Source organism: Prochlorococcus marinus XMU1404 (assembly GCF_017696175.1).
GTDB classification, from domain to species: Bacteria; Cyanobacteriota; Cyanobacteriia; order PCC-6307; family Cyanobiaceae; genus Prochlorococcus_A; species Prochlorococcus_A marinus_X.
The window spans coordinates 339,904-349,201 of the sequence record NZ_JAAORE010000002.1; the positions used below are offsets into that span (position 1 = coordinate 339,904).

Here is a 9,298-nt window from a genome sequence, read left to right on the forward strand (position 1 = left end):
CCAGAATATGTTGATTTGATGACAAAGAGTTATTGGCTAAAGAAAATTTCAATTCCAAATGCTGATTTATTTCTGGAATATATAAGGACAGTATTGCCTTGGATTAAATCTGTGGGAGGAGTAATAGTAAAAAGAGATTTGATACAAGAATCAACTTCAAATGAATGGGATGGAGGGCAGCTTGGACTAGTAATAGAATTCGAATCAAAATTTGCCGCAAAAAAAGCATTTTATTCTGAAGTATTTCAAAAATATCTGCAGTCCAGAAATTTAATGGAACTAGTTACTATAAGTACTCTTTAAACAATCAATAGCGATCTCACACAAACAACTTATAAATACTTATAAGTATTTATTACTATTAAATTATTTATGTAATATTTATAACTTCACTAGCAATAATATATTTTGCAAAATTTAAGTGTAAAAGTAATTCGTTAATCAAATGAACTATTCAACAGAAAAAGATGATTATTTGATGACAACTCCATATACAAAAAAAATTCAGCAAAAATTTGAAAAGGTTAAATCTTTTTTAGAGCAAAACGGATTTAATCCTTCATCAGAGAGCTTAATGCAAGATATAGTTAGTTCAGAAGAATATATTGCTAAAAATGGCTTATAAAATATCAGAATATATTTAGAGTCCTTAAATAATAAAAACCGCCTATTAGAAAAGGTAATAATATTCCAATAAATAAATATATGGATTTTTTTGATTCGCCTTCTGATATGGGGTTAATTTCCGGTTCAATTGCGAAACCATTCTGTCTACCACCGCTTTCGGTTGTATAACCTTTTTTATTCATAAGAAAAATAATCTATGCAGATTATCTCATGTAAAAACTTATTTAAAAAGATTTTTTACATTTAGAATTAAACTAATTTTTAGATCTAATAATTGATTTCAATCTGAGATTTCAATTTGGCAGCTTTTTTTAAAAGGCCTACAACTTCCTTACGGCCAGTTGCAAACTCGGCCTTGTTGAGTAAGTCACTATATTTTTTTGTGATTTCTCTATGATTCATTTTTAATATTATCCTATGTAAATTATAAAGTTACTAAAAAAAATTTTTGTATAAAGGATATCAAAATAGAGTCTAAGTACCTTTACCTATTTAAACCAACCTTTTTTCTTTGGCTTAATCTCTTCTTTAACAACTTCTTTTTTTCTCCCAAATAATCCCTTTTTTTGGACTGGTAAATTCTCTTCAACAGGTTTAGATTTTCTGTTGAATAATCCTTTTTTAGGCTCTTTTTTTATTGATTCTTTTGTTTCTGAAATCTTTGTTTTTTTAGGATTTAATTTTGAATTTTTAGGTTTATTATCTGCAAATAATGTTTGATATACAAAAAAACCAAAAACAGCAAAGAAGCCTAATGCCTGTACTAAAGCAGTTCCAAGATTATCAAACATTTAGGCCTCAACTTTGTATAGTGATTCATTTTCTTTCGTATCTATACATTTTTTATCATCAGACAAGCATTCCATTTCTGCCTTCTTCTCAGTATGAGAACTGCAGCCACCTGCATTCGCATTAGATATTGAAAACAAAGTTAGTACCCCTAAAATTAAGGCACATGAGGTGTTAATAAGTTTCATTAGTTTTATTTTTATTATGGAAAAATAATTTCGCAATTGCGAAGATAATCTTCTTTTCTGCTAAAAGTATCTCCTTTTTATATATCTATTTGTAGTAATTAACTAAATCGATAATTAATATTGCTAGTAATGAAAAACCTAAAATGAAAGGTAAATAAGGATATTTATTTAAAATTTTATATAGTTGATTTTTCGATATTTGTTTTTCCTTTTTCTTTTCTCTAGGTGGTAAGCCTAACTCTTCCCTTCTCTTAGCTTCTCCCATAATTTTTTATACTATTTAAGACTATTTTATATACTTAGTAGTAGTAGTGTATTGTTATAGATTTAAATTATTAACGGTTAATTTAGTTTAAATTTTAGATATATTAAAAATATATAAAAAAATTACATGATAGAAGTAGTTTGGTCAGTAAATATAATGATTGCAATTCTGATTATTGGTGTTGCCTGGGTTCTTTATTACATATTTACTTATGATCAAAAATTTACTTCCTAGATAAATGTCAGATAAAGATCTAAGTAATTTTCTAAAAAAAATAGAGCAACTTAATCAAATTGCTGAGCTAATAAAAAATAATCCTAGTAAAAAGTTATCCCTTTCAAAATGCAAGAATCATGATGAAGTAATTAGATTAACCACTGAATGGGGTTTTGATATTGGTAAAAGGTGGGGAGAATATTAATTGATTTTATTACCTGCATTATTAAAATTACCATCAACTTCAAATTAAATTCCTAAGATAAATTAGTATTTCTTGTATTTGGAGTTATGAAAGAAATTGGAGAGATAAAGTCAAATATATACAAAATAGCTGCTGTTACAGATAGAGGGCAAAGATTAAATAAATTAATTTCTCCTATGTATGAGGAAAAAGCTAATGAAATGGATGCATTGATTGATGCTCTTAAAGACTTTAGTTTTGAAATATCAGAAAAATTATTGTCTGGAGAGTGGGAATTGATTTTTTCTAATGTTGAATTATTTCGAAGTTCTCCTTTCTTCCTTGCTATTGAAAAGGCATTAAATGATGAATTTAAAAGTAATCTTTTTTTTAAATTACATCAATTGCAAGTAGGATCCTTTGGCATATCAACTATTGGGAGAATTGCTCAAAAGATTGATTTTGACAAAAAAGAATTTATATCTACTTTTGACACTACAATATTTGGGCTTACAACAATTCCTATCTTAGGTTGGTTCAAACTATTGCCTACTTTTGGTGGAAGAGTAATAACCCTAGCAAGTAATTTGGTTTTAAGAAATAATTTACTTGATATGAACTTACAAAAGACAAAAGTTTCCAAAGTTGATGGACTTAATAAGATTCCATTATTTAGTGAATTACTTATGGATAGATGGTATCCAGTTAAAGAGGTATGGAATAAGTTACCTTGGAATAAGGAGTCGCCAAATTGCCAGATTTCAATTATATATTTAGACGATGAAATGAGAATTATGCAGGATATGTATGGGTCTATTTTTATTTATATAAGGCCTTCAATTTCCTTGTTGAATTCAAATACAATCTCTAATAATTAATTAAAACAATGAATAATATTTTTGTAATTTATGAATAAATCCATTAAAAATTTATTTTAAAGATTAATTAATAAAAACATCTCACATCTTAAATAGAAATAGGTTATGTTCATAATGAACATTTTTTTATTATGCTCAGAAATCAAGAAAAAAATTCAGTTGTTAGAGGAATATTCCTAATAGGAGGTTGGGGCTTAGGTCTAGACAGATTCTACGAAGGAGATAAAAAAGGTGGCTTTTTATCAATCATTGGTTGGAGTATCACATTTTTTAGCTTTATCTTTTTTAAATGTTCAGGTTATGAATATGTTGAGGGTGTGAAAAATTATTCAGATTATTCCCCTAACCCTTTAATAGTATTACCTTTACTGGCAGGAGCATATGGTGGCTTTCTAATAATTAAGAAGGCATTTAGATTAGCAAAGCAATTTGAGAATGCTGAATAATAATACCAGCAGGCAAAATCAAGATAATAATCCAGATCCTTTCAAATAAAATTTAAATAAAAGAATTATTAAAAGGTTTACTATTGCTAAGGCTACTAAACCATTTCTGTTTTTTACATCTAATTTCTTGACTAAATTAGAAAGATAAACGACTGGATTTTCTGGCTCTTTATTATCCAAATTTTATTTAAATATTAATTAGACAAGAAAATATCACAGTTTCATTTGAAGAATCAAAATTGTAAAGATGATTATCCAAAAAGAAATAAATAATTTCTAATCCATAATTCCTGCATTTCTTAAAAACGCTTTACCCATATTGCCAATTACAAAAAATAGAGACAAATTAATTAAAAGGATTATTAATAATGCCAACATTTTATAGTTTGGATTAGTTGAAATGCCATCAAATCCATTATTAAGAAATCTTTTAAAAAGTGATTTGTCAATTTTAAGTTTTTGTTGCTTGGAATCAAGTTTTACTTTTTCTTCTGATAAATCTTGATTACTTGCTTTCTCTAGAAATTCTGTAAATGCCTTAACATTATCCTCTTTTTTAGCCCCCTCATTAAGATCTTTATTCTCTTCATTCAGATTGGGAGACGATTCGATTGAATTATTTTCCTCAGGATTAAGTTTTGAATCTTCCAAATTAGTAGTAAATGCTAGGAGTATATTACACCATAAAAAAAACCCACCCGATCAAATGAGGAGAGGGTTAGCTAAGATTAAAGTTCCTACCTTGATAATAATTTATTTTAATTAAATTTGCGGTATTAGAATTATGGGGTTTTAAATTGTTTTATAGTCAAGGTGATTTTTTCAAATATGTTAGATAAGAATACCAAAAAAGCATGTAAAGATGATCCCTCAATAAGAGAAATTAAAATTAGAAATATAGAGCATGCTATTGAACAAGCAGAATTGATGATAAAAGAATCAAAAATGAACCAAGAAGAATTAATCTTCTTAAAAAGAAAAATATCGGACTCAAGACAGGATTTAGAGATACTTTATTTAATGAAAAATCAATGAATATAATATTTATTTATCCTTAGAAATGATTTAATTTTGCTAAGAAAATTAATTTGTATATTTGAAGACTTATAAAGTTTAAAGGGAATGTAAAAATTCTTAAAAAGGTTTCAGTTATGTCTAAAAATAATCTACATATTCCTTTAAAAGTTGTTCCATACATCTTTATTTCAATTACTGCGATAGTGATAACCGCAGTTACATACGTAATTACTTAGTTCTATCTGCTATGTAAAGTTTTAGATGTTAAATAAATTAAAATATTTGTAAAAACCAATTATATGAATAAAATCAAAATAGCGATTTTCACAATATCAATAATCATATTATCTCTTATTGGAATTAAAAAATTAATTTATATAAATCAAGTTAAAGATTTAAAAAATAAAGAAGAATCAATCTTAAATGAATCTATACGTGTTTTAAATGAATGCTTCGATCTAGAAAATAAAAATAAAAGAACTCTTAAAAAATCAATTGAATTAATTGAGTATTGCTTAGAGGAATATGGATATAAAAACTGATTTCAAGATTTGATGATGAATTTCCTTAATACTCCACTAATATGCAAGTAATCACTTGTTTTTGATCAATAATCTTGTTTCGTTCCATAAAATTTTTTTTTAATAATATTTTGCTAATTTAATTTTTTAAAATGACTAAAGTAAAATGTTCTTATTTAGGAAATTTAAACTGTGAGGCTATTCATCTACAATCTGGAAGTCTTATTAGAACGGATGCACCTTTAGATCACTGTGGTAAAGGTGAAAGTTTTTCCCCAACTGATTTATTAGCAACATCTTTAGGTACTTGTCTGCTAACCATTATGGCAATTAAAGCTAAATCGAAAGGATTTGATTTAAAAGGTATATATTTAAATATTGAAAAACTAATGACACAAAATAGCGAGAGGAAAATAAAAGAACTAATAATAGATATTTACATACCAGAGCGCACTTCTATTAAAACTATTGATTTTTTGAAAAAAGCTTCGAAAGAATGTCCAGTTACAAGAAATTTATCTCAAGAAATAGATATTAAAATTAGTTGGCATCATGATTAAATATCAAAAATAGTAATCACATAAAAAAAAAATGAAATACTCTATTGGAATAATCATTCTGTTATTTGGAATATATGTAATGACAGATTTGGCATTAAAGACTAGGTATAAAAGGAAAAGACTTTCAAAAGGAAAAAAGTAAATCTTTTAAATTTTACTATTGAAAATTCAGGAAATAGATTTATTTTTGTACTAACAATTAAGACACATTTTAGCTTTATTTTTTCACTATTTTTTGGTCAATCAAACTTAGCAAAGGGATCATGAAATTTACATTTATTCCAACAGTGCACCATGTATAAGTAATTAGAAAAATTATTTTTATAAATAAATTAGGGGGTAAGTTGAAAAATATTTTGAAAAACCCTCCAATGAATAATACCAATATTCCAATTTGAAAAAGACCTTTGATTATCCATTTAAGTCCATTTTTTTTAATGTTTATGTAAAACCAATAAAAAACAAAAATAGATAACAAAAAATATATAAAATTTATGATCATCTTTTTAGAGAAAATCTAATAAATTTGCCATTATCAAGGCATGATTATAATTATCACTTTTTAATATGCCGATTTTTTTTAATGACAGAAAAGTTATACAAAAAACAATAAAAATAAATTAATTTTTTGAACATTTATTCTTAAAACATTTTCGATTTTAATAAATCAACTCTTTTTTGATTCACTCCCAAATCACTTTCTCCAACTCTTGATTCTGATCTTATTAATAAAATGTTTGATTCAGGTAGAAAGGATACTTCTAAGTCGTCTACATACTTCATCCATTTACTGGTTGCCTCAGCATGGAGATAATCGCCATCAATTTCTACAATCTCAGTTCTTGGAGTGTTTTCGATAAATGTTTTTATCTCTTCAAAAGGTTTCGCAATATTGTTAACCTCCCATTCTTCTCGAACACAATGAGCAATCTCTACACAAGGTTTTAGCTCTATATGTGAGGCAAATGATGAAGAAGGGAATAAAAAGCTTGCACAAATTAAAATTGCTAAAAAAAGTATTTTCATAAACAGAGGAATTTAGTAGATCATAATCTAACTAATCAAGTGACTAATTTGTAATAGTGGTTCTTTTTATTTTTGGAGTAAACATACAATTATTTATATCCAATAATTAAATATATATTTCTAATAATTCATAAAAAAAAGATCTCTCTGAGAGAGATCTTTTAAAAATTGATTTAAAACAAGTGTTTCCTTGTTTCCACTGAATTAAATCAATTCCTCCTACACACATAATAAATTTTACATTAAATAAGAAAAATGTAATCCCTGCTGGACCTCTATCTTAACTGTCACATCAATAAAATACAAAAAGTACCCAAACATTGCTGTCGAGTACTTTTAAAGTTATCAGAAAAAAGTGTGTGAGGAGTTTCTGATATATTTAATCTACTCTGTGGCTAATTTAAAAGGCTACAGTATAAATTACTAATTATTTCAATTCTTCAAAAAAATTAGCTGTTGATGAAAAGAATAATCAGAAACATAAATAATTCATGAAAAGCATTTATAAAAAAATCATTTTTATTATATTGGCATTTGCTCTTTTTTCATTAATAGTGGGTGTTGTCAAATATTCACTTACTTATATTGAAAATAATCCTGAAAAATACTTACCTACACAAAAGTAAGACAAAAATTAAGTATAAATTCACTTCAAAAAATCTATAAAGTGTATTAAATATGTTCTACATACACAGCTTGTGTCATGAAAATAAAAAACACTTCAGTTCTTAATCAGAATAATTTTCATATAAGTCAATTTAAAAATAAGCATAAATATCAAATACTTGAAAATTACTGGAAGAAAAGAAAGAAAGAATGTGAAAAAAATCTTTCTAAATTTTGCTAAACGATGATTATGAATTTTATTTTTTCTTTTTTATTAGCATCTGTTATGTGGGTACAAGTTCCACAGTGGGAAGCTGACTGGTCAAAATGTGCTGTAGATGTTCCTGATTCATCATGTCACTGGTACGTAGCTGCTCCCGATAATACGTTTGGGGAAGGATTTAATTGGGAAAACGCTCCTTGGTTTGATGCTAATGGATTACAGGATGTAGCTAAGATTGAGAAAGAATCTGTAGTAGAAAAACTTCAAAATAACTAAAGTTTCTATTTCATCAATTAACTTTTAAAAGTATTTAAATCTAGTTGCTTAGTGGTTAAATTTTGATTAATTAAAAAATTTTTATGCGATTCAAAGTAAGTCTCCAAAAAAATGGAAAGGAATTTGATGAAGTTGTTATAGCTAATAATAAAAAAGAGGCTATGGAAGTAGCTTTAAAAAACAATCCAGAAGCTCAAGCATTAAACTCTGATTGGACATTTAAGATTTAATTATTTGCGAAGTTTAGGAATCAAAAGAGATGCGACACAAATAACACTAATTGCAGGCCCAGGCGACAAATTAAAAACTATAGAGAGAAAAAAGCCCAGAAGTGAGATGCATAATCCAAAAAATGAAGATCTCATCATTGCAATTCTTAAACTATGAGCCTTATTTAGCCCTAACAGAGTTGGGGTAGAAAGAAGAGCAATAACAAGAATTACTCCCACTGCCGACATTGAACTAACAATTACTAATGCAGTTGTAAAACTCAAAGCAAGATTTAATAAAGAAACGTTTATACCACTGGCGGATGCACCTTCTGGATCTAATCCCACATAAACAACCTTTTCATATCCAAAAGTCATTAAAAGTATAAATACTAAAAAAGCAATTATTGTTCTAAGCAAATCTCCAAAATTTGCTGTCAATAAGTCGCCAAATAATACTGCTTCCAAATCAATCCTTATTCCGAGTAGAGGGATAATTAGGACTCCAAACCCAAGCATTCCAGCGAGAATAGTATTCATAACTGCTTCATAATTTTCACTTTTTCTATTAGTTAAACTTTCCGCAATTACAGAACCTAAAAGACCGCTGATAACACCACCAATTGAGGGGTGAATGCCAACCGCTAAGGCTAAAGCAAGTCCAGGCAAAACACAATGAGAGATTAAATTAACTTGTAATAATCTCTTATGAGTGATTAATACAGTTCCCATTGCTGGACATAAGATCCCTGAGAAAATAGTTATTATTAATGGGACAAGCCACCAGTTGTTATTAATAAAAGACATTATTCGAATGATTCGGTATGATCAAAAATACGGGACAAAAAAAGATTTCGGAAACAATGGTAACTAAGTCTGACATTACCAAAAGACAAGAACAACTTCTTGAAGAACTTAATAAATGCGAGGATGAATTGAGTGGTCAAGAGTTGCATAGACAATTGATAGAAAGCGGAAAGGCTATGGGACTGACGACTGTTTACAGGAATCTTCAAGCTCTGATAAAGCATGGCTTAATACGTTCTAGACATCTCCCAACAGGAGAGGTTCTCTACACTCCCGTAGATAGAGATATTCATCATTTGACCTGTGTTCAATGTGGTGAGACATCAAAAATGGAAGGATGCCCGGTAAAAGATATTCAGACACCCAAAACAAACCCAAAGCAATTCCAATTGTTGTTTCATACCCTCGAATATTTCGGGCTTTGCCAAAACTGTTATCAAGCTCAGAATTAAAAAGGAAC

Annotated in this window: 20 protein-coding genes; 11 read left to right on the top strand and 9 right to left on the bottom strand. The window is 27.8% G+C overall.

Annotated elements, in window-relative coordinates; all coding sequences use genetic code 11:
* Nucleotides 1-18: 18 nt before the first annotated feature.
* Nucleotides 19-303 (top strand): DUF1330 domain-containing protein, encoded by a 285-nt coding sequence (locus HA144_RS05590; protein ID WP_209043125.1) that lies wholly within the window; start codon nt 19-21, stop codon nt 301-303.
* A gap of 142 nt (nt 304-445) precedes the next feature.
* Nucleotides 446-625 carry a hypothetical protein gene (locus HA144_RS05595; protein ID WP_011863071.1) on the top strand — a complete coding sequence of 60 codons (180 nt, stop codon included), beginning with the start codon at nt 446-448 and terminating at the stop codon, nt 623-625.
* Between the two features lie 4 nt (nt 626-629).
* Here HA144_RS05595 and HA144_RS05600 read toward each other — a convergent pair whose 3' ends face one another.
* From HA144_RS05600 to HA144_RS05615, 5 genes are all read right to left on the bottom strand, one after another.
* The gene (locus HA144_RS05600; protein WP_209043126.1) at nt 630-809 is read right to left on the bottom strand and encodes a hypothetical protein; all 180 of its coding nucleotides are present in this window, start codon (nt 807-809) and stop codon (nt 630-632) included.
* A gap of 85 nt (nt 810-894) precedes the next feature.
* Entirely contained in the window at nt 895-1,029 is a 135-nt protein-coding gene (locus HA144_RS09585) for a hypothetical protein (RefSeq protein WP_257470529.1), read from the bottom strand.
* 86 nt (nt 1,030-1,115) lie between these two features.
* Nucleotides 1,116-1,418 carry a hypothetical protein gene (locus tag HA144_RS05605; protein ID WP_209043127.1) on the bottom strand — a complete coding sequence of 101 codons (303 nt, stop codon included), beginning with the start codon at nt 1,416-1,418 and terminating at the stop codon, nt 1,116-1,118.
* Nucleotides 1,419-1,604, bottom strand: coding sequence for a hypothetical protein (locus HA144_RS05610; RefSeq protein ID WP_245152844.1), 186 nt, complete (start codon nt 1,602-1,604; stop codon nt 1,419-1,421).
* 85 nt (nt 1,605-1,689) lie between these two features.
* On the bottom strand, nt 1,690-1,869 hold the full coding sequence (locus HA144_RS05615; RefSeq protein WP_209043129.1) for a DUF2839 family protein: 180 nt from the start codon (nt 1,867-1,869) through the stop codon (nt 1,690-1,692).
* A gap of 238 nt (nt 1,870-2,107) precedes the next feature.
* Here HA144_RS05615 and HA144_RS05620 point away from each other — a divergent pair, with 238 nt between their 5' ends.
* The 3 genes from HA144_RS05620 (at nt 2,108) to HA144_RS05630 (ending at nt 3,593) form a co-directional block, all read left to right on the top strand.
* A complete protein-coding gene (locus HA144_RS05620) occupies nt 2,108-2,290 on the top strand; it encodes a Nif11 family protein (protein WP_011863077.1) in 183 nt (60 codons plus the stop codon).
* Between the two features lie 86 nt (nt 2,291-2,376).
* The gene (locus HA144_RS05625) at nt 2,377-3,147 is read left to right on the top strand and encodes a pilus assembly protein (RefSeq protein WP_209043130.1); all 771 of its coding nucleotides are present in this window, start codon (nt 2,377-2,379) and stop codon (nt 3,145-3,147) included.
* Between the two features lie 131 nt (nt 3,148-3,278).
* Nucleotides 3,279-3,593 (top strand): hypothetical protein, encoded by a 315-nt coding sequence (locus HA144_RS05630; protein WP_209043131.1) that lies wholly within the window; start codon nt 3,279-3,281, stop codon nt 3,591-3,593.
* Nucleotides 3,594-3,611: 18 nt separating this feature from the next.
* On the opposite strand, the gene HA144_RS05635 is transcribed toward HA144_RS05630, so the two are convergent.
* Both HA144_RS05635 and HA144_RS05640 read right to left on the bottom strand, forming a co-directional pair.
* Nucleotides 3,612-3,773, bottom strand: a complete 162-nt coding sequence (locus HA144_RS05635; RefSeq protein WP_209043132.1) for a hypothetical protein — start codon at nt 3,771-3,773, stop codon at nt 3,612-3,614.
* Nucleotides 3,774-3,869: 96 nt separating this feature from the next.
* Entirely contained in the window at nt 3,870-4,244 is a 375-nt protein-coding gene (locus HA144_RS05640; RefSeq protein ID WP_209043133.1) for a hypothetical protein, read from the bottom strand.
* 177 nt (nt 4,245-4,421) lie between these two features.
* Between HA144_RS05640 and HA144_RS05645 the strand changes: the two genes are divergently transcribed.
* The 3 genes from HA144_RS05645 to HA144_RS05655 all read left to right on the top strand — a co-directional run bounded on the left by HA144_RS05645 (nt 4,422) and on the right by HA144_RS05655 (nt 5,691).
* Entirely contained in the window at nt 4,422-4,628 is a 207-nt protein-coding gene (locus tag HA144_RS05645) for a hypothetical protein (RefSeq protein ID WP_209043134.1), read from the top strand.
* Nucleotides 4,629-4,909: 281 nt separating this feature from the next.
* Nucleotides 4,910-5,152, top strand: coding sequence for a hypothetical protein (locus tag HA144_RS05650; RefSeq protein ID WP_209043135.1), 243 nt, complete (start codon nt 4,910-4,912; stop codon nt 5,150-5,152).
* Between the two features lie 131 nt (nt 5,153-5,283).
* The gene (locus HA144_RS05655; protein WP_209043136.1) at nt 5,284-5,691 is read left to right on the top strand and encodes an OsmC family protein; all 408 of its coding nucleotides are present in this window, start codon (nt 5,284-5,286) and stop codon (nt 5,689-5,691) included.
* A 642-nt stretch (nt 5,692-6,333) separates the two neighbouring features.
* Here the strand turns inward: HA144_RS05655 and HA144_RS05660 are convergent.
* On the bottom strand, nt 6,334-6,717 hold the full coding sequence (locus tag HA144_RS05660; protein WP_209043137.1) for a DUF1499 domain-containing protein: 384 nt from the start codon (nt 6,715-6,717) through the stop codon (nt 6,334-6,336).
* 856 nt (nt 6,718-7,573) lie between these two features.
* On the opposite strand from HA144_RS05660, the gene HA144_RS05665 reads away from it, so the two are divergent.
* Complete coding sequence (locus HA144_RS05665; RefSeq protein WP_011376589.1) at nt 7,574-7,822, top strand: hypothetical protein; 249 nt, start codon at nt 7,574-7,576, stop codon at nt 7,820-7,822.
* Between the two features lie 83 nt (nt 7,823-7,905).
* A complete protein-coding gene (locus tag HA144_RS05670) occupies nt 7,906-8,052 on the top strand; it encodes a hypothetical protein (RefSeq protein WP_209043138.1) in 147 nt (48 codons plus the stop codon).
* On the opposite strand, the gene HA144_RS05675 is transcribed toward HA144_RS05670, so the two are convergent.
* Nucleotides 8,053-8,838 carry a metal ABC transporter permease gene (locus HA144_RS05675; protein WP_209043139.1) on the bottom strand — a complete coding sequence of 262 codons (786 nt, stop codon included), beginning with the start codon at nt 8,836-8,838 and terminating at the stop codon, nt 8,053-8,055.
* A 17-nt stretch (nt 8,839-8,855) separates the two neighbouring features.
* On the opposite strand from HA144_RS05675, the gene HA144_RS05680 reads away from it, so the two are divergent.
* Nucleotides 8,856-9,290: a Fur family transcriptional regulator gene (locus HA144_RS05680; protein ID WP_209043140.1), complete on the top strand. Its 435-nt coding sequence runs from the start codon at nt 8,856-8,858 to the stop codon at nt 9,288-9,290.
* The last annotated feature ends 8 nt before the right edge of the window (nt 9,291-9,298 follow it).

Bases quoted from the DNA above. Each gene is read 5' to 3' on its own strand.
- HA144_RS05605 (WP_209043127.1), bottom strand. From the start codon at position 1,418: ATGTTTGATAATCTTGGAACTGCTTTAGTACAGGCATTAGGCTTCTTT.
- HA144_RS05590 (WP_209043125.1), top strand. From the start codon at position 19: ATGACAAAGAGTTATTGGCTAAAGAAAATTTCAATTCCAAATGCTGAT.
- HA144_RS09585 (WP_257470529.1), bottom strand. From the start codon at position 1,029: ATGAATCATAGAGAAATCACAAAAAAATATAGTGACTTACTCAACAAG.
- HA144_RS05655 (WP_209043136.1), top strand. From the start codon at position 5,284: ATGACTAAAGTAAAATGTTCTTATTTAGGAAATTTAAACTGTGAGGCT.
- HA144_RS05665 (WP_011376589.1), top strand. From the start codon at position 7,574: ATGAATTTTATTTTTTCTTTTTTATTAGCATCTGTTATGTGGGTACAA.
- HA144_RS05595 (WP_011863071.1), top strand. From the start codon at position 446: ATGAACTATTCAACAGAAAAAGATGATTATTTGATGACAACTCCATAT.
- HA144_RS05645 (WP_209043134.1), top strand. From the start codon at position 4,422: ATGTTAGATAAGAATACCAAAAAAGCATGTAAAGATGATCCCTCAATA.
- HA144_RS05650 (WP_209043135.1), top strand. From the start codon at position 4,910: ATGAATAAAATCAAAATAGCGATTTTCACAATATCAATAATCATATTA.
- HA144_RS05660 (WP_209043137.1), bottom strand. From the start codon at position 6,717: ATGAAAATACTTTTTTTAGCAATTTTAATTTGTGCAAGCTTTTTATTC.
- HA144_RS05620 (WP_011863077.1), top strand. From the start codon at position 2,108: ATGTCAGATAAAGATCTAAGTAATTTTCTAAAAAAAATAGAGCAACTT.
- HA144_RS05610 (WP_245152844.1), bottom strand. From the start codon at position 1,604: ATGAAACTTATTAACACCTCATGTGCCTTAATTTTAGGGGTACTAACT.
- HA144_RS05615 (WP_209043129.1), bottom strand. From the start codon at position 1,869: ATGGGAGAAGCTAAGAGAAGGGAAGAGTTAGGCTTACCACCTAGAGAA.
- HA144_RS05675 (WP_209043139.1), bottom strand. From the start codon at position 8,838: ATGTCTTTTATTAATAACAACTGGTGGCTTGTCCCATTAATAATAACT.
- HA144_RS05600 (WP_209043126.1), bottom strand. From the start codon at position 809: ATGAATAAAAAAGGTTATACAACCGAAAGCGGTGGTAGACAGAATGGT.
- HA144_RS05625 (WP_209043130.1), top strand. From the start codon at position 2,377: ATGAAAGAAATTGGAGAGATAAAGTCAAATATATACAAAATAGCTGCT.
- HA144_RS05680 (WP_209043140.1), top strand. From the start codon at position 8,856: ATGATCAAAAATACGGGACAAAAAAAGATTTCGGAAACAATGGTAACT.
- HA144_RS05630 (WP_209043131.1), top strand. From the start codon at position 3,279: ATGCTCAGAAATCAAGAAAAAAATTCAGTTGTTAGAGGAATATTCCTA.
- HA144_RS05670 (WP_209043138.1), top strand. From the start codon at position 7,906: ATGCGATTCAAAGTAAGTCTCCAAAAAAATGGAAAGGAATTTGATGAA.